The sequence below is a fragment of the Siphonobacter curvatus genome (assembly GCF_002943425.1).
In the GTDB taxonomy this organism is placed as follows: Bacteria; Bacteroidota; Bacteroidia; order Cytophagales; family Spirosomataceae; genus Siphonobacter; species Siphonobacter curvatus.
Genome location: NZ_PTRA01000001.1, coordinates 3,035,638 through 3,054,479, shown reverse-complemented (window position 1 = coordinate 3,054,479; position 18,842 = coordinate 3,035,638). Strand labels below are relative to the sequence as shown.

At 47.1% G+C, this 18,842-nt stretch carries 14 protein-coding genes; 8 read left to right on the top strand and 6 right to left on the bottom strand.

Going from position 1 to position 18,842, the window contains the following annotated elements; translation table 11 throughout:
* The first annotated feature begins 25 nt into the window (after positions 1-25).
* The 6 genes from C5O19_RS12690 (at position 26) to C5O19_RS12665 (ending at position 8,658) form a co-directional block, all read left to right on the top strand.
* Positions 26-1,390 (top strand): sensor histidine kinase, encoded by a 1,365-nt coding sequence (locus C5O19_RS12690; RefSeq protein WP_104712717.1) that lies wholly within the window; start codon positions 26-28, stop codon positions 1,388-1,390.
* A gap of 149 nt (positions 1,391-1,539) precedes the next feature.
* Positions 1,540-2,835: a TolC family protein gene (locus C5O19_RS12685; protein WP_104712715.1), complete on the top strand. Its 1,296-nt coding sequence runs from the start codon at positions 1,540-1,542 to the stop codon at positions 2,833-2,835.
* Positions 2,832-3,953 carry an efflux RND transporter periplasmic adaptor subunit gene (locus C5O19_RS12680; protein ID WP_104712713.1) on the top strand — a complete coding sequence of 374 codons (1,122 nt, stop codon included), beginning with the start codon at positions 2,832-2,834 and terminating at the stop codon, positions 3,951-3,953. The genes C5O19_RS12685 and C5O19_RS12680 overlap by 4 nt, the downstream gene beginning before the upstream one ends.
* A gap of 7 nt (positions 3,954-3,960) precedes the next feature.
* Positions 3,961-7,071: an efflux RND transporter permease subunit gene (locus tag C5O19_RS12675; RefSeq protein ID WP_104712711.1), complete on the top strand. Its 3,111-nt coding sequence runs from the start codon at positions 3,961-3,963 to the stop codon at positions 7,069-7,071.
* Positions 7,072-7,271: 200 nt separating this feature from the next.
* Positions 7,272-8,348, top strand: coding sequence for a M4 family metallopeptidase (locus tag C5O19_RS12670; RefSeq protein ID WP_104714083.1), 1,077 nt, complete (start codon positions 7,272-7,274; stop codon positions 8,346-8,348).
* A 10-nt stretch (positions 8,349-8,358) separates the two neighbouring features.
* On the top strand, positions 8,359-8,658 hold the full coding sequence (locus C5O19_RS12665; protein ID WP_104712709.1) for a protealysin inhibitor emfourin: 300 nt from the start codon (positions 8,359-8,361) through the stop codon (positions 8,656-8,658).
* A gap of 82 nt (positions 8,659-8,740) precedes the next feature.
* On the opposite strand, the gene C5O19_RS12660 is transcribed toward C5O19_RS12665, so the two are convergent.
* From C5O19_RS12660 to C5O19_RS12645, 4 genes are all read right to left on the bottom strand, one after another.
* A complete protein-coding gene (locus C5O19_RS12660; protein ID WP_104712707.1) occupies positions 8,741-9,025 on the bottom strand; it encodes a chaperone modulator CbpM in 285 nt (94 codons plus the stop codon).
* A gap of 1 nt (position 9,026) precedes the next feature.
* The gene (locus tag C5O19_RS12655; protein WP_104712705.1) at positions 9,027-9,944 is read right to left on the bottom strand and encodes a DnaJ C-terminal domain-containing protein; all 918 of its coding nucleotides are present in this window, start codon (positions 9,942-9,944) and stop codon (positions 9,027-9,029) included.
* A 219-nt stretch (positions 9,945-10,163) separates the two neighbouring features.
* Complete coding sequence (locus C5O19_RS12650; protein ID WP_104712703.1) at positions 10,164-10,856, bottom strand: LytR/AlgR family response regulator transcription factor; 693 nt, start codon at positions 10,854-10,856, stop codon at positions 10,164-10,166.
* A complete protein-coding gene (locus C5O19_RS12645; protein ID WP_104712701.1) occupies positions 10,849-11,904 on the bottom strand; it encodes a sensor histidine kinase in 1,056 nt (351 codons plus the stop codon). The genes C5O19_RS12650 and C5O19_RS12645 overlap by 8 nt, the downstream gene beginning before the upstream one ends.
* Positions 11,905-12,086: 182 nt before the next feature.
* On the opposite strand from C5O19_RS12645, the gene C5O19_RS12640 reads away from it, so the two are divergent.
* Both C5O19_RS12640 and C5O19_RS12635 read left to right on the top strand, forming a co-directional pair.
* On the top strand, positions 12,087-13,190 hold the full coding sequence (locus C5O19_RS12640) for an acyltransferase family protein (protein ID WP_104712699.1): 1,104 nt from the start codon (positions 12,087-12,089) through the stop codon (positions 13,188-13,190).
* The gene (locus C5O19_RS12635) at positions 13,187-13,663 is read left to right on the top strand and encodes a hypothetical protein (protein ID WP_104712697.1); all 477 of its coding nucleotides are present in this window, start codon (positions 13,187-13,189) and stop codon (positions 13,661-13,663) included. Before C5O19_RS12640 ends, C5O19_RS12635 begins: the two co-directional genes overlap by 4 nt.
* 172 nt (positions 13,664-13,835) lie before the next feature.
* Here C5O19_RS12635 and C5O19_RS12630 read toward each other — a convergent pair whose 3' ends face one another.
* Both C5O19_RS12630 and C5O19_RS12625 read right to left on the bottom strand, forming a co-directional pair.
* On the bottom strand, positions 13,836-16,298 hold the full coding sequence (locus tag C5O19_RS12630; protein ID WP_104712694.1) for an ABC transporter permease: 2,463 nt from the start codon (positions 16,296-16,298) through the stop codon (positions 13,836-13,838).
* Positions 16,299-16,346: 48 nt separating this feature from the next.
* Positions 16,347-18,746, bottom strand: a complete 2,400-nt coding sequence (locus C5O19_RS12625; protein WP_104712691.1) for an ABC transporter permease — start codon at positions 18,744-18,746, stop codon at positions 16,347-16,349.
* Positions 18,747-18,842: the final 96 nt, after the last annotated feature.

Sequence of the window (18,842 nt, the reverse complement as noted above, 5' to 3'; positions counted from 1 at the left end):
AATAGCTATTAGATAGAATTTTTGAATGAAACTTCGCTTTAAACTTACATTACAATCCACCCTTATTTTCGCCATCACCCTGGTGATTGTTTTCGTAGGTACTTATATCATCTTTAAGAAACATACCGATACCATATTTTTTAATAAACTCAGTGATCGGGCTTTAATTGCTGCCTTTGTGTACTTTGAAAAAGATGAAGCAACAAAACTAAATTACAGCAAACAGGAATCCATGTATCGCGTCCCTTTAGTGGATGAAATTGTACAGGTTTACGATACAACGGGTAAATTGATTTTTGTCGACAATGGTCCGGCTGTACCGATTAGTTCGAAGCGATTAAAGGAAATACAGCAAGCAAAGTCGGTGCAGTTTTATCAGAATGGACGACAATGTGTGGGTATTTATTATCAGGACAATCAGGGCGATTTTATCATCATTTCTTCGGGGGTTAATGTAAGCGGTCAGGATCGGCTTACTAACCTGGGAATCACCATGCTGACCTTCTTTTTCGGAGGAGTCGCCATTAACCTGCTATTGAATGCGTGGTTGTCCAAACGAACATTTCACCCCTTTATAGAAGTCATTGATCAGGTCAATACGATTTCGGCGGATAACCTGCACTTACGCTTACCCCAGCAAAAAGGAGCTACGGACGATGAGTTGCAGCAGGTAGTTGCCACGTTCAACTATTTTCTGGAGCGGCTGGAAAAAAGCGTGAAAAGCCAGAAACATTTCTTAAAACACGCTTCCCACGAGTTGAAAACACCTTTGGCCGCACTCATTGGTGAGCTACAGGTGAACCTGCAACAGAAGCGAAGTGAAGAAGAATACCAGGCCTTAGTACAAACCCTGCTGCTGGATGCTCAGCATTTAAAGGATATACTCGAAGGCTTACTGATCCTGTCAGGACTGGAATCCAGTCGCAATTTTCCAATTCAAGCGATTCAGATTGACGATGTTTTGTGGGATGTTTTAGGGAAGATTCAATTAACGCATCCATCGGTGGTAGTCGAGGTGGAAGTTTCGTCGGAACAGGATAACACGGACTGGCTAATTGTTGAAGGAAATGAAGTATTACTATCACTCGTATTAACCAATCTAATTGAGAATGCGATTAAGTTTTCGGATGCCAAACCTGTCGTGGTAGCCTTGGATTATTATACGAATTTGCAAATTCGTATAATTGATCAGGGTAGAGGTATCGAACCGGCGGAGCAATTGAAAATTTTTGATCTTTTCTATCGTGGATCAAACACCACTTCGGTTGTCGGTCACGGCTTGGGCTTACACTTAACGCAGCGTATTCTGGATCTTCATGGTTTTACGTTAAGTTTTCAATCCGTCGTGGGAGAAGGGTCAGTATTTGTGATTGATTTCAAGCAATCGTAAGATAGTGTGAGTAACGATGCTGCAAAAAGCTAGCTCCTTTTCGTAGATTAAAAAACTCTAATCTACTTCCAATCTACTTTTAATAATTCTGTTAATTTCCCCTTAATCTTGCCTTCGCAATTTTGCCAATGTAATTGTCATTGGTCATTATGCGTCGGATCTTATTTCTCTTTTTTATACTAAGCGTAGGCAGCAGTTGGGGCCAGTCAGTCCCGGTTGATACCATGCGTATTACCCGGGCGGAGGCCGAGCAGTTATTCCTGACGAATAACCTGCGTCTAATTGCCGAAAAGCTGACGATTTCCCAGGCGGAGGCTCAGATTCTGCAGGCGAAGGCCTGGCCTAATCCTAATTTCGGGATCGACCAGGTAAACCTTTGGGCCACCCAGCGACAAACGCGGGGCGAAGAGGTTTCCCCACCCCTGGGAAAGAACTTCGGACGAAACCAGCAGTTTGCCTTTGATCTCGAACAACTCATCCTAACCGCCGGGAAACGTCGGAAAATGGTGGCGATCGAAAAGGTGAACCGGGATCGGACGGAGCAGTATTTCCTCGACTTACTGGTTTCCTTAAAGGCCGAATTCCGCCATCTGCTTACCGAACTGACGTACGATCAGCAGACCAAACAACTCTTCGCGGATCAGCTGACGGTACTGTCGGAAGTGTTTAAGGCTCAGGAGCGTCAGTATCAGAATAATAACCTCTCGAAAGCGGAGTACTTCCGGTTAAAGTCTCTGGAGCTGGAATTGATGGACGATTTGCGGGAGCTGGATCAGGAAATTCAGGATTCGCAGCAACAGCTCAAAACGCTGATGGCCCTGCCCGTAACGACGTATTTGATTATTAGTGACGGCTCAGTCCTGCCCGCGTATACCGCATTAAAACAGGGAGGTTTTTCTTTCTTCCGCCAACGCGTTAGTGAAGATCCGCCACGCTTACGGGCGGCCCAGAGCGAAGTGGCCTATGCCAAAGCCCAGAGCCGTTACGAGGAGGCCAAAAAAACGCCCGATCTAACGCTTAAGGCAGGCTACGATCGAAACGGGAATACCATGCTTGATTTTGTTGGGTTTGGTGTATCGGCAGATATTCCCGTTTTCGATCGGAACAAGGGCAACATTCTGTCGAGTAAAATCGAAATCGAAAAAACGAGTCGTCAACTGGAAGAGGCCCGTAATGACTGGCAGAATCAGCTGTTTAAAGCGTACGCCAACTTCCTCGGAACCAGTGATTTCTACGAACGAATCGACGTCAATTACGCAACGGAACTGGAGGAACTTAGCGAGGCCATCAGTCGCAACTTCCAGCGAAAGAATATCAGTCTGCTGGAATTCCTCAACTACTTCGAGGCCTTCCGGGCCAACCGCGAAACGCTGCTGAAAGCGACTAAAAATCTCAGAAATTCTTTGGAAGAACTTAATTATTTAGCTGGAACCGACCTGCCATGAAGTTAATGTATGCTACTCTTAATGGCCTGACACTCGCTCTGTTGGGCGGTCTTGTGCTGAGCTGCAACCAAAAGCCAGAGCCACAGACCCAAAACATTCCCCAGGCCGATTCTACCCACTGCCTGGCCAAGGAGGTAACCACTCAAACGACCGAAGTAAAGGCGACAACGCCCATTCAGAAAATTTCATTGACGGGAAAAGTCAATTACAATCCCGACAAGGTTGTGCGGTTTGTGCCTTTGATCGATGGGGTCGTGAGCAAAGTCAATTTTGCCCTGGGCGATTACGTGAAGAAAGGCCAGGTCATGCTCGAACTACGCAGCTCGGAACTAACCAACTTGAGTACGGATCTGAAAACGGCTCAGGCCACCCTGCGAACCGCCGAACGAAACCTGGCTTCCGTGAAGGAAATGTACGAAGACAAACTGGCTACGGAAAAAGAGCTGGTCGTGGCCGAAAGCGAAGTAGACGTGGCCAAGCAAAGCATCATCAAAGCTCAGGAAACTTTGAACCTGTACGGCGGTAGTCTGGAAAAAGGGGTACTCGTCGTGAAAGCCGCTAGTAATGGTTATGTCGTGGAAAAAAACATCGTTGTCGGGCAACAGGTGGAAGCGGGGGCCGATGCCCTGTTTACCATTTCTGACCTCAAGCAGGTGTGGGTTACGGCCAATATCTACACGGGTCAGCTGGGACAGGTGAAAGAAGGCATGCCCGTCGAGATCACCACAACAGCGTACCCCAATACCGTTTTCCACGGAAAGATCAGTCGTTTTTCTAATGTCTTCGATCCGAACGAGCGGGTACTGAAAGCGCAGATTTTCTTGGACAACCCCGGTCTGCTGCTGAAGCCCGAAATGTTCGTCATCATTCGCGTGAAGAAAACGGGTAATGAAACCACCATGGCCGTTCCTACGCAAGCCGTTGTGTTTGATGAAGACCGCTATTTCGTGGTAAAGTACCAGGATGAATGCAATCTCGAACTCGTCAATTTGACACCGCTGTTCCAGAACAGTGACTCCACGTACTTCCACGGAGGCGTACAGGTAGGAGATAAAATTCTGACTAAAAATCAATTGCTGGTTTATAATCAGTTGAAGCAAACTAAAGCCGCACACTGAGTCTGTTATGTCCAAATTTGTTGAAAAGATTGTAGCCTTTTCCCTGCGAAACCACATTCTGGTCTTTTTTATGACCTTTTTGCTGGTGGGTGCCGGGATTATCAGCTACATGAATACGCCCATAGAAGCCTTTCCAGACGTCACCAACACCCGGGTCCGAATCATTACCCAGTGGTCCGGTCGGAGTGCGGAAGAGGTAGAGAAATTTATTACGTTGCCCATCACCCGGGAAATGAATACGATCCCGAAGAAAACCGAAGTACGCTCGGTTTCGCTATTTGGGCTATCGGTGGTAACCGTACTGTTTGACGAAAAGGTCGATGACTTTTACGCCCAACAGTACGCTTCCAATCGGATCAATAACGTCACGATGCCCGAGGGTGCCGAAGCGGAAATTGAACCGCCCGCCGGTGCGACGGGTGAAATTTTCCGGTACGTACTCAAGGGTGATCTGCCCATTCGGGAATTGTCTGCTCTCCAGGAGTGGGTGGTTGAACGGGAGCTGGTAGGGGTACCCGGTGTGGCCCAGGTGGTCAGCTTTGGCGGGGAAGAGAAAATCTACGAAATACAGGTAGACCCGGTCGAACTGGCCAACTACAACCTGACGTCCCTGGATGTCTTTGAAGCCGTTTCCAAAAGTAACATCAACGTCGGTGGCGATGTCATTACCAAGGGTAGCCAGGCTTATGCGGTACGCGGTGTGGGTTTACTGGAAAGTACGGCCGACATCGAAAACATCCTGATTGAGAACGTCAACGGTACCCCCGTAACCGTCGGAAACGTCGCCAAGGTAAACATTACGGCGAAACCCCGACTGGGTCAGGTCGGTTTGCAGGACGAAGATGACCTGGTGGAAGGCATTGTGATTATGCTGCGGGGTGAAAATCCGAGTGCCGTCATTGATAACCTGAAGCTGAAAATCGAGGATCTCAACAACCGGATTCTTCCCAAGGGCGTAAAAATCGAACCGTTCCACGACCGTTCCGAACTGGTCACTACGACGGTGGATACGGTAACGCACAACCTCGTGGAGGGGATTGTACTGGTATCGGTATTTGTCTTTATCTTCCTAGTTAACTGGCGAACGACAGTAATCGTCGCTTCCGTGATTCCGCTGGCCTTCCTGTTTGCCATCATTATGTTACGCGTGCAGGGCGTTCCGGCCAACCTGATTTCCATCGGAGCCGTCGATTTCGGCTTGCTGCTGGAAGGGACGATGGTGATGGTCGAGACGGTTTTCGTGGGACTCGACCGGCGGGCTCATGAACTGGGCATGGAGCGGTTTAATAAAATCTCGAAACTCGGGATCATTAAACAGAGTGCCCGCACGGTCGCCAAATCCATCTTCTTTGCCCAGATCATTCTGATCGTGGCCCTATTGCCCATCTTTACCTTCCAGAAAGTAGAAGGCAAGATGTTTACGCCGTTGGCTTTTACGCTCGGTTACGCCCTCATTGGCTCGGCTGTGCTGAGTCTGACGTACGTACCCGCCATGTGTAAGGTGCTGTTACGCAAAAACATCAAGGACCCCGAAAACCCAATTACCGATTTTTTCCGGAATGGTATTTACAAACTCTTCGCGGGGGCGTTCCGGATGCCGAAGGCGACCATCGCCGTATTCATCGGATTGTTCGCCGTTTGTATGCTCAGCTTCGGGCGATTAGGCTCGGAGTTTATTCCCAAGCTGAACGAAGGAGCCCTGTACATTCGGGCTACGCTGCCCAATAGCGTTAGTCTCCAGGAATCAGTAAAGCTGACGAAAGAGATGAAGGCGAAGTTTCGATCGTTTGAAGAAGTTCGTTTCGTACTCACTCAGACCGGCCGACCCAATGATGGTACCGATCCGACCGGATTCTTCAACGTGGAATTTCACGTACAGCTCTATCCGAAAGAAGCGTGGAAGCGGAAGATTTCGAAAGAGGAACTGCTGGAAGAAATGGAAAAATCGCTCAGTGTATATCCCGGAACCATCTTCAGCTTTAGTCAGCCAATTATGGATAACGTGGAGGAATACGTAGCGGGGGTGAAAAGCTCGCTGGTGGTCAAGGTATTCGGCGATGATTTATTCCAGCTCGAAAAAACCGCCGATCAGATTGCCGATGCCATTAAAGACGTGCCCGGCGTGCAGGATCTGAACGTATTCCGGAACATTGGTTCGCCCGAACTCCGGATTAAACTGGACGAAAAACGCATGGGTCGCTACGGCGTCAGTATGGACGATGCCCAGTCGGTCATCGAAATGGCCATTGGCGGGAAAGAGGCCTCCCATTTTTACGAAAACGAGCGATTGTTCGATATTCGGGTTCGGTACGCCGAACCCTTCCGGCAGTCGGAAAAAGAGATCGCCAATATTCTGGTACCCGCCAGCGGTACGTCAAAAGTACCCCTGTACGAAATCGCGGACATTTCCTTTCACACCGGTCCGGCCTTTATTTACCGGGAAGGAAGCAGCCGGTACATTGGCATTGGCTTCTCCGTGCGGGGCCGCGATTTGGGCAGTACCATCGCCGATGCTCAGCAACGGGTACAAGAGCAGGTACAATTGCCAGATTCATACCAGATGTCCTGGGCGGGCGAGTTTGAAAGTCAGCAGCGGGCGACGAGCCGACTGGCCGTCATCGTACCGATTTCCCTGCTGATGATTTTCTTCCTGCTGTACATTAATTTCGGTAACCTGAAGGATACGCTGATTTCGCTAGTGACGATTCCCTTTGCATTCGTCGGCGGATTTCTCTCGCTGTTCATCACGAATACGATTTTCGGTATCTCGGCCGGGATTGGTTTCATCATCCTATTTGGCGTCGGTACCATTGATGGGATCATTCTGATTGGGGTCATGAAGGATTTACTTCGGAAAGGATACCCGCTCAAGAAAGCCATCAAGGAAGGGGTATTCTCCCGGATTCGGCCCGTTTTCATGATTGCCGTGATGGGCTCGGCGGGTTTGTTGCCCGCGGCTATGTCCACCGGCATGGGCTCCGAAATCCAGAAACCCTTGGCGATTATGATCGTGGGTGGACTGGTGATCTGTATGATCCTGTCGCTAATTGTCCTGCCGCAGGTCTTTTACTTGGCGTATCGGCCCGGCTTACGCAAACGCGGCTTGCCCGATGAGTAAAAATAGTCTCTTTATAGACGTAATTATTCTCCGGTCAGCGGGGTACTTCGACAATCTAAGGGAAGTATCCCGCTGACCTTTTTGTTGCTCGCTTTTCCCGAATCAACGCTTCGTGCGGCCCGGTTTTTTAGGTATCTTGAAGCATCTCTTTGATGAATGATTTCCTGTGTTTCGACCAAAAAAACCAGAACCTCGCTCGTATGTGTAACTGCTCGCATCGTCATTCCATTCATTGCATTGTACCGCCGTATATGACGGATCAACTGGTGCAATCGTCCAATCCAGAAGTACGGGCCAGAGCCCTGGCTACGGTGAAAATTTCTTCGGCTTTACGGGCGGAACGTCAGTTTTCACAGGCCTTTCCCAGTTTGCGGGCTTACAGTTTTGCGGCCGAGCAGGGTAAGGATCGCGTGATTTACGATGCTCGTCAGACGGACCGACTGAAAAACGTCATCGTACGGCGGGAAGGGCAGGAGGCCGGAAATGATGTAGCCGTCAACGAAGCCTACGATTACTCGGGCGATACCTACGATTTTTACGAAAGCATTTTTCAGCGGAATTCCCTGGATGACCGGGGTATGACGCTGATCTCCGCCGTGCACGTAGCTGAGCCGGATTATCGGGGCGGCTTTGTACCCATGAACAATGCCTTCTGGAACGGAGAGCTGATGGCGTACGGCGATGGGGACGGCATCATCTTCAACCGCTTTACGCAATCGCTTGATGTGGTCGGGCATGAATTGACGCACGGGGTTCAGTCGTTCACCAGTAACCTGACTTATTACGGACAGCCGGGTGCCCTGAACGAACACTTTTCGGATGTATTCGGCATTTTGATTCGGCAGTGGAAAAAACAGGAGGAGGCGAAAACGGCGAACTGGACCATTGGTTCGGAAGTACTGGTGTCCGCCGCGACACGTCAAGGCATCCGCGATATGCTGAATCCCGGCAAGGCTTACGTCGATGATCCGGACCTGGGTACCGATCCGCAACCCGGTCACATGAACGATCTGTACACCGGGCCGTACGATAACAATGGGGTACATATCAATTCCGGTATACCAAACCGGGTATTTGCCCTGGTGGCTACCGAACTGGGCGGTAATGCCTGGGACGTGGCGGGTCGCATCTGGTACGATACCATGCTGCAACTGACGTCTTCGGGTCAGTTCAAAGACTGTGCGAAATTGACTATCCAGATTGCGGGTAGTCAGTTTGGCGAAGCGGAAAAGAAGGTAGTCAGCAACGCCTGGAAAACGGTTGGACTGAGTATATAAAGACCCGGTTATGAAAGTACAGTTGCAACAATCGGGCGGTTTTATGGGGGCTTTGCAGGAATGCAGTCTGGACACGGATCAGCTGGAAGCCGACGAAGTTCAGGCCATTCAGGAATCCGTAACGAATACGAACTGGACGGAGGCTGAAAGCCATCCGTCGGCCATTCGGGATGGGTATCAGTACCACGTGCGGGTGGAAGATCAGGAGCAAACCTATACTGCGGCGTATACCGATCAGACCTTGCCGGAATCATTGAAACCGCTGGTGGGTGTATTGAAGAAATACCTTAAGCCTAAATCATTACGGTAGAAATCCTGAAAGGTAATGACTCGCCTGCTTATAGAAAAGGGTGGCTCGTTTGAGCAACCCTTTTGAATGGCGTATGAACCAGCTATCGCGGAAACTGACTTTTGAGTAAGGCTATTTCGTGTTGCAATTGCTCGACTTGTTGGACCAACTGCGTAATCACGTCAATACCTTCCAGATTGATATTCAAGTCGTAATGAAGTCGAATGAACCGCTCCAGAGCCGGTAAGCGGTCTTCGTGAATATATTTCGACTCCTGAATACGGGTGATTTCGATGAGCCCGTAATCCTGTAAAGAATCGACGAACGAAATTTCGATATTATAATGCGTACAGCAATCGCTGATGGCAATCCATTCACTTCTTTCCATCTTATGATTGAGCTAATTCCTGAAACAATTCCTTTTGCCGATCCGTCAGATTCGTGGGGATTTTAATCGCCCAGGTCAGGATCAAATCGCCAAATTCTCCGTCTTTTTTATAGACCGGGAAACCTTTGCCGCGTAACCGCACTTTCGTACCGTTCTGCGTTTCGGGTTTGATGGGCACTTTCACTTTTCCCGTCAGCGTATCAATGGTTACGTCACCGCCCAGCACCGCCGTATACAAGTCCAGATCCAGCGTGGCGTAGAGGTCATTTCCCTGACGTTTAAAGGTCGGGTCTTCGGCAATCTTGAAAGTAATATATAAATCACCATCTGGCCCGCCATTCTGGCCGGGGGCACCGTATCCTTTCAACTTGATGACCTGTTCGTTGGCCACGCCCGCCGGAATTGTGATTCGGATGTTTTTACCGTTGACCGTCAGTGTTTGTTTGTGCGTTTCGTAAGCATCGCGTAGGTTCAGTTGTAACTCAGCGTTATAATCCTGGCCCCGGTATTGCTGCGTTCGACGGCCGCCGCTGCGTTCACCACCGAACATGGATTGGAAAAATTCCGAGAAATTATCGCCCGTAAAGCCGCTGAAGTCACCGCCATCACCACTAAACCAGCTACCGGTATCGCCACCGTTCGAGCCGCCGCCCTGGGCACGACGGGCCTGTTCATAGGCTTCGTACTGGTCCGCCTGTTGCCAGTTCTCGCCGTACTGATCGTACTTTTTACGTTTTTCCGGGTCGCTGAGTACTTCGTTGGCTTCGTTAATCTGCTGAAACTTAAGCGTAGCTTCGGCATTGTTGGGATTTACATCCGGGTGGTATTTGCGGGCCAACTTCCGATACGCTTTTTTTATATCTTCATCGGACGCTGATTTAGTCAGGCCCAGGATTTGGTAATAATCAATGAAGGCCATGGAGGTTTTCTTTCTATGGTTATAAAGAGTAGCACCATTCGTTTCAGAATAGTACTAATAATCCAGAGAAAAATACATGCCAATCGGCTAAGATGTCAGAAAAAGCTAAAGAAAGAAGTAATAAACTGTCAATTTGTGTATACGTAAGATAGAACTACGAGTTGGGATTAGCTCTGCCTATTTTTATGAATAGTTTGTGGTAATCAGTAGCCTGCTAGTCTACAGGGTTGTTTTCGAGTAATGGGCCATAAACGCATCAAATTCCTGTTTATAATTTCGCCCTACTGGAATAGCATAAGGACCCAATATGATTTCAGAAGTACTATAACCCGTAACGTAGGTTGGATTAAAAAGGAAGGATCGGTGAATTCTTACAAAACCCATTTTTGAAAGCAAATCTGTAAAATCTATAAGCGTACCTTTAGTAAGGTAAGTAGTATCATTTAAATAGATTTTTAGATCATTACCTTGACTTTCGATAAAAATTATATCGTCTGTTTTAATCTTCCTGTTCAGTCCATCGGACTTGATCATGATTGTATGCTCAATATTATTAGGGGTATGAGTTCTTAATACTCTATCAACAGCTCTGAAAAACCGTTCAAAAGTTATAGGCTTCAGAATATAATCTACCGCTTCAAGTTCAAAACCTTCAATCGCAAATTCCCTAAAGGCAGTAGTGAATATAACTTTTGGTTTCACAGAAAGCGATCTCATCAATTCAATACCGCTAAGATGGGGCATCTGAATATCCAGAAATAGAAGATCTACCTGCTGCTGTTGCAGAAGTTTATGAGCCTCCATCGCATTTCTTGCCGTACCAACCAGTTGAAGGGATTCTATTTTTTTTAGGTGGCTCTCCAATAGTTCAATAGCGAGCGGTTCGTCATCGATAATAAGGCATTTAATCATGTTTGGCAGGAGTAATGATTTCTACGCTAAACCAGTCTTCATCTGAATGGATCGTAAGTTCAAAATTAGTATCATAATACAATTTCAGCTGTTCTTTAACATTGAGGAGTCCAATCCCTGGTTTACTAGTTACCTCTTTTTTGAAACTACTGTTTTTGATGCTGAAAATCGATTGTACTTCATTGGTATTTAATTCAATCCTAATACTAAGGTCTCCGTCCATACGACCTCCATGTTTGAAGGCATTTTCAATTAGTGAAAGATACAGTAAGGGAGGAATCCAGTTTTCAGAACTTAATTGTATGCTTCTGCTGACTTTCAAGTGACTGCCATATCGAAGTTCTTCCAGTTCTATGTAATGGTTAATCGTTGTAATCTCATCGGCAATACGGACCATTTTTTGAGGACCTTTGTAAATTACATAATCAAGGATATCTGCTAGCCCTGCAATGGATTTTGGTGTTCTTTCTGGATGATTAATAGAAAGAGAATAGATATTATTAAGCGTATTAAATAAGAAATGAGGGTTCAATCGCGATTTTAACACCTTCAGTTCAAGCTCTGTTTTCTCTTTTTGTAATTGAATACGGTCTTGTTTTTCGTTTTTATACCGTAGAATATGCATGAAGCAAACAAAGATAAAGGATGATGTAACGATAGGAAAGATATAATGGGTAAGAAGATAATCAAGATCTGTTAAAATATCAATAATATGATCCTGCGGTTCATTTATAAAGAAAGGTTCAGCTGCGTAAACGATAAAAATACGATTGATAACGGCTAAAATATAAATGAAAAGGGGAATGCTGATGCAAAAGAATACATAGCGTTTGCGATCGAAAAAATGGATAATACAATAGTAGTAAATCAGATTGGCACTGGTAATCTGAAATAAGAGGTGACACGCGTTATAAATGATTATTTCTTTCAAGCTTACACCGATTGTATTGCTATAAGCCTGGGTCAATCCAAACAGAAAAAGAGCTATCCAAAACACAGCCTGATAGCTGATGACTGAACGTAAAGGATTTTTTGTTTTCTCTTCCATCGCTGCAAAACTAGAAATTCTGAACGTATAAATCCTGGGAAGTAGTGCAGACTACGGCATAGATGGATAAACAGCCTGGTTTTTCGTACAAACAGCTATAGATGTCGTCTGTCCTCTAAAACGTACTCTCTGTCCTACACCGTAGGAGATTGGCTGTACGAGGTGAAGTTTTGCAGTAAAAAATGAAACACAACAGATTCAACGGATTGGACCATTTAAGGGCCGTAGCTATCATACTGGTACTACTGTATCATTACCGGGCATTTAAGCATCCCGACTGGGTGGAGACAATCGGCAGATATGGCTGGACAGGAGTCGATCTTTTTTTCGTACTGAGCGGATTCCTGATCTCGAATCAGTTATTCAAGGAAATACACGAGGATGGTACTATTCGTCTGAAAGTCTTTTTTACCAAAAGGTTTTTTCGAATTATTCCACCCTTTGCTTTTACGCTTTTGCTGTATTTATGTTTTCCATTTTTCAGAGAAAGAGAAGCACTACCCTCTTTATGGAAGTTTCTGACTTTTACTCAAAATTATGGACTTGATGTAATAAACACGGGTACTTTTTCTCACGCTTGGTCGCTGTGTATCGAAGAGCAGTTTTATCTAGTATTACCTTATATTCTTCTACTTTTTATAAAGACAGGTTGGCTTACTAAACGGAAGTATGTACTAGTTGTTCCGTTAGTAATTTCACTTTTGTTACGGATCTTCTCCTGGAATTATTTCATCGTTCCTGCCTTAGATTCAGACCGTTTCTGGAAGGTGTGGTATATGTACATCTATTACCCAACGCATACCCGGCTCGATTCGCTCACCATAGGAGTATGGATCGGTTTTCTCTATAATTATTCGTCAGCATTTAAGCATATCATCCATGCTAATGGACTACTGTTCTTCTTTTCAGGAATGGGTATGCTACTGCTATCCTTTTGGATGTGTTATGATCAGGCTTCCGAAATAGCTTCTGTTTTGGGGTTTACCTGCGTAGGAATGGCTTACGGATTACTGGTGATCGCGGCTATTTCAGATTCCTGTTTTATCAGTAATAAGGCATTCGTGGGAACGCGAGAGTTAGCTGATTTATCCTTCGCAGTTTACTTATCCCATAAAGGGATTATCCATATCATACAGTCTGTAACAAGACCAATGAATTTTTCTGAGAATCAATTATTAGTTCTCTGTCTGATCGGATGCTTGGCGGCGGGGCTGTTGTATCGGTATGCAATAGAGCAGCCATCAGCTCGGGTTAAAAATCAACTGTTAAATCAAAATAAAAGATGAGGGGAGCAATTTTTATATTTGTTTTAGTGCTATCATTTAGTAAAGTAAATGCACAAGGATTTGAGAAAGAAAGAGCTGAAATTGATTCCATTATTAGTCAATTCAGTCAATGTATTAGTAACAAAGATTCCGTATCCTTTCTTCGTCTTTTTACGCCTAATTCTTTTCAATGGATAGGAGTCGTTAAAAATAAGACTAACCAAGTAGTACAGGAACATGTAAAGAGTAAGACTAATAATTATTTCTTCAATGATTATGCCGTTTTTTATAAGTTTCTGGGGGATAAAGGAAAGCAGGAAGAGATTTTTGAGAATATTATCGTTACTAATGATGACGTTATCGGTAGTGTTAGCTTCGACTATCAATATTGGAATAACGGTAAAATTACTAATTGGGGAAAAGAATACTGGACGCTAGTGAAAATGAATGGTACATGGAAAATTGTAAACGTTGTTTTTTCTATAGCTGAGTAAATGTAGGCTCAATGCTCGTAAACATCCCAAAAAATCGGCAAGTTATAGGCAAGGCGTACCCTCTATCGGGTTCTTAGTCGAGTAGGAATTTGATTTGTAGGTATCGTTATCAATAAAAAACTCACAATTTCTTGTGAGTTTTTTATTGATACTTATTTACCTAGGGAATGTCTTACTCCACTTTTAAGGACTTCACCGGGTCCGCATTAGCCGCTCGAATGGCCTGCGTACTGACGGTTAGTAAGGCAACCAGGAGAGCCAAAGTACCCGCCGCCGCAAACAGCCACCAGCTTAGCTCCGTGCGGTAAGCAAAACCATTGAGCCATTCCCGGAGTAAGTACCAGGCCGCCGGAGCCGCCAGCAGGAAGGCTAGTCCGACCAGAATCAGAAATTCTTTGGAGAGTAAAGCTACCAGTTGGGGAACCGAAGCTCCCAATACTTTCCGAATACCGATTTCTTTGGTACGCCGTTCAGCGGTAAAAGTTACCAATCCGAACAAGCCCAGGCAACTGATAAAAATGGCGATTCCCGTAGCCAAGTTGGTGAGTTTTACCAGATTCCGCTCTTGATCGTAGAGCTTGGCGATTTCATCGTCGAAGAAGGTATACGAGAAATCCTCGCCACGGTACGTTTCATTCCAGAGCTCTTGGATCTGGGCCAGCGTAGCATCAAACGCCTGAGCACTGCCCGTTTGTAAACGCACGTTGAATCGGTACAAGCTACTGCGTTCGTTGATTAAAGCAGTGGGCTGGATGGATTCGTGCAATGAACGACCGTGAAAATCCTGTACAACCCCCACCACCGGAATCTGGGCTCCGTTCCCGTATTCCAGGAATTGGCCAATGGCCTCCAAGGGTTGTCGGAAACCCATCTGTCGGGCCAGGGTTTCGTTGATAACCAGTTCGCTCGTGGTATCGCTTTCGGCGAAATTTCTTCCCGCCAGCAAATGAAACCCGAAGAGACTCAGGTACTGCGTATCGCCGTCCTTGCGGTACACATTAATCGATACTTTCTGCTTGTTGCGTACGACCTTCATCATGGATGAACTGTACCCTGAAGAAATCGGCAACTGACTTGCTAAACTCACCTGTTTGACGCCCGAAAGTTTTCGGATACGGTCGGCCAGCGTAAAGCGTTGGTTCTGATCACCGATCCAGAAATACTTACCCGGTACCTGAAAAGTAACGATGGCTTCCCGGTTAAAACCCAGGTCTTTTTGAATCATGTACTGTAACTGCCGACTGACGAATAAAGCTCCAATAATGAACAGTTGAGCAATCACAAACTGCGAAATGATGAGTACCCGACGAAGACCGATTTTTCCCGGCTGAACAAAAAGGTTGGTACCGCGAAGGGTAAGAACGGGCGTAAAACGCGAAATCAGCAAACCGGGGTAGACACCGGACAGCAAAGCCGTAATCAGAGCCATGGCCAGCAGGAATAGCCAGAAGGTAGGCTGGCTTAAGTCAAGCTCCACACCCGACGGTATTAATTCACCCAGATAGATCAGAGCCAGCTCAGCTAGGGCCACTGAGAACATAACGGCTACGAAGGTTACCAGCAGGGTTTCGCCGAGTAATTGCGAGATCAGGTGACTGCGGCGACTGCCCAGGGTTTTACGAATGCCGATTTCTTTGCCGCGTTGACTGGCCTGGGCCGTAGACAGATTGACAAAATTGATGGAGGCTAGCAGCAGCAAAAATACACCCACGGCGGCCAGGCCATACAGGGTAGGCTTATGGGCTACCCGAATGCCATTGGCGTAGGTTTGATTAAAATGAACGTCGGATAAAGGCTGTAGGTTGAACCAACGTTTCCAATCGATGGAAGAATTCCCAGAATGACTATTGACCAATTTTGTAACCTTCTGGGCCAGTTGATCAGGGTTGGCACCGGGCTTGATTTTTACCAGGCATTGGGAGGATCCATTAGTATTCGACCAGGCATCAAAACCGTAGTTTTCGCGACGTTTTTTACTGGTCGTAAGGGTACTCAGCGATAAGTAGGCCGGATACGAGAAGTCACTTCGCTCAACGGCATTTTTGACAAGGCCTGATACCGTCAGTTCCAGGGTATCCCGGTAGGAAACGGCCCGTAGGGTACGGCCCAGTACGGCCGCCGAAGCCGCTCCGAAATAACGTTCAGCCAGACGTTGCGTTAAGACAATCTGGTTGGGTTTGGTAAGCGAAGTCTGAGGCGAGCCTGCAATCCAGTCAGCCGGTAAAATCTTAAAGAATTGGGCATCCGTAAAGATGACTTCGGACGACGATTCCTTCGCTGCTGGATAGAGTACCGGAGCTTGGCCCGAACGTGGTACTTCGATCTGTTCAAAACTTTCCAGGTGAACGTGTGCTACGGTTTCCAGACCCGTTACCTCCCGACGAATGCTTTCGGGGATGGGAGCTGAAATACCGGCATTATGCCCCGGATCGTCGCCAAATTTAAATTCCGTCACGAGCCGGTAAATCCGGTCGGCGTCGGGTGGGTGCCGATCAAAGCTAAATTCAAAATTAACCAATAGGAAAATGACAATACAGGCCGAGATTCCTACTGCCAAGCCCAGGATATTAATGCTGGTGGTCAGGCGGTTTCGCCAAAGCGTACGGAGAGCGATTTTAAGGTAATTTTTGAACATGCTATTCAAGGTTGGGAAGGAACCTTCCTGGTAAAAGACGAGAACCCGTTACTCACTTTTCAAACTCTTCACCGGATCGGCATTCGCCGCCCGGATGGCCTGGGTGCTTACGGTGACAAACGCAATCACCAAAGCGATAAAACCCGCCAGAGCAAAGGCTACCCAGCCCATCTGAATCCGGATGGCGTAGGCTTTCAGCCAGTCCTGCATGAAATACCAGGCTATCGGAAAAGCGATGGCATTGGCAATCAGTACCAGCTTCAAGAATTCTTTCGACAAGAGTAGTGTAATACTGGATAAACTAGCCCCCAGGACTTTACGGATGCCAATTTCCTTACGGCGGGTTTCCACGGCAAACGTAGCCAGTCCGAAGAGTCCGAGGCAGGCAATCAGAATGGCCAGACTGGTGAAGGCCGTTAGCATCGTGCCCAGCTTGCTTTCGGCTTTGTACAGAGCGTCGTAGGCTTCGTCGAGGAAGTAGTACTCGAAGGGGTACTCCGTCTCGTATTTTTTGAACACCGATTCCACGGCGGCCAGTCGGGCGGTTACGTTGCCGCCAGCGGCCAGCTTCAGGTACAGGCAGCCGCCGTAGGTCATCAGTTCTCGCGTCGTATCGGCTACTACGGAGATGCCCAGTCCGCTCTGTGGGTGCTTGCTGGAAAAAAGATTGAAATCTTTCACGACGCCCACCACTTCGGCAGCCTGGGTGCCCAACTGAATTTTTTCGCCAATGGGTCTTTCCGTAAATCCAAAATCCTTTAAAGCCGATTCATTCAAAATCAATGAGGGAGGATTGGAAGAGTAGGGGCGGGTGGGCTTGATTTTCCAGGGGACATTCATGGTCTGGAAAAAGGAATTGTCCACGGCCGTAATTTGTAAAGAAATGTCTTTTTTAGTAATGGGCGACTGCGTAAAGAACATATTCACGCCGCCTTTGAAGAGGGGCCAGCTCGCCGCCGCTACGTTCTGAATGCCCGCTTGTTGACGAAGTTCCTGCTTGAATGCGGCGTAATGAGGAATCATCGTTTGGGGAACGGTGATCACGACAATTCCCTCGCGATCCAAACCAATGTTCTGGGTACGGAGAAAGTCAAGTTGGTTCTTGACAATGAAACTACATACAATCAAACCGATGGAAACAGAAAACTGAAAAATGGTCAGGACGCGGCGAATATTGATCCCATTTGCTTTTGAAAAACGCCCTTTTAGTACTTCGGCTGGCGTAAACTGGGAGAGTAGCAGGGCCGGATAGCTGCCCGCTACCAACGTACATAGCAGGAGTAGACCCGCTAGTAAACCGATGAAAAGGGGATCTTTCAAAAACGTATCGCTGATGTGAAGATCCAGCCACTGAAAGAAGAAAGGACGTAAGGCTTCGACCAGTAACAAACTCAGGGCAAACGAAATCAGGGTGATCAGTACGGATTCAGTATAAAACTGGGCGGCCAGATTGCTGCGTAAGCCACCGAGTACTTTCCGCACACCGACTTCTTTGGCCCGCTGGGTAGCCCGGGCCGTGGTCAGGTTCATGTAGTTGATCAGGGCCAGCAGTAAAATACCCAGGGCAATGCCCGTGAACAAACCGTGGTACTGCTGCGAATGATCCACCATGATGCCGTGCAGATGAAGATCGGTGAAGGGTTCTAAAATGAACTCCTCCGTTTTTTCACCTTTTTTAACGGGATGATCCTTCAGGTGCAATTGACGAATCAGTCGTTCTACTTTGGTTCGGTGTTCGGCTTTCGTCAGCAGGAAATACGTCTGAAAAGCTCCGCCGCCGACGTGACTGTATTCCAGTTGCTTGCCTAAGCCCTCGTCGTAAGCAACCAGATTTTTCTGGGTAGCAAAGGAAATGAGTGCGGAGAAGGAAAGCGTACTGTGCGAAGGCAGGCTTTCTAATACGCCGGTTACTTCCAGCGGTAGTTTGTTGTCGTAAACCAGCGTTTTACCCAGTGGATTAGCCGCTCCAAAGTATTTCTGGGCTAATTCCGGGGAAAGCACAATCGTATTGGGCCGGGTCAAGGCGGTGGCCGCGTTTCCTTTTTGCAGAGGATATGTAAAGACGGTCAGAAAAGAAGGGTCGGCAAAGAGAAGCTGATCCTCGAAAGAATGAAAGTTAGTGGCCGTTTTCAGCACTGTTCGCATGGAAGACCGCGTACGAACCGTTGCTTCCACCAGATCCGGTCGGGCCGCCTGCGTACGCGGTCCCAGTTGCACCGACAACGACTGAGTCTGAATGTGTGTCTCGCCGTGAGGCATCCGGTCCATTGTCTGGAAAATCCGATCACCGTTCTGATGAAACGTGTCGTAACTGTATTCATGAACGACGTACAGCAGAATCAGAATACTGACAGCCAGCCCAGCGGCGAGTCCGCCGATATTAAGCAGACTGTACAAGGGATTTCGTCGGAGGTTACGCAGAGCTATTTGCAAATAGTTCTTAAGCATAGGTTCTGGGATTAAGGGTATTGAAACAGTACCTAGAAAGTCATGCCCTAGGGATTAGTGAATGAATAAGTGTCTGATTTTTAGTTATTTATATAA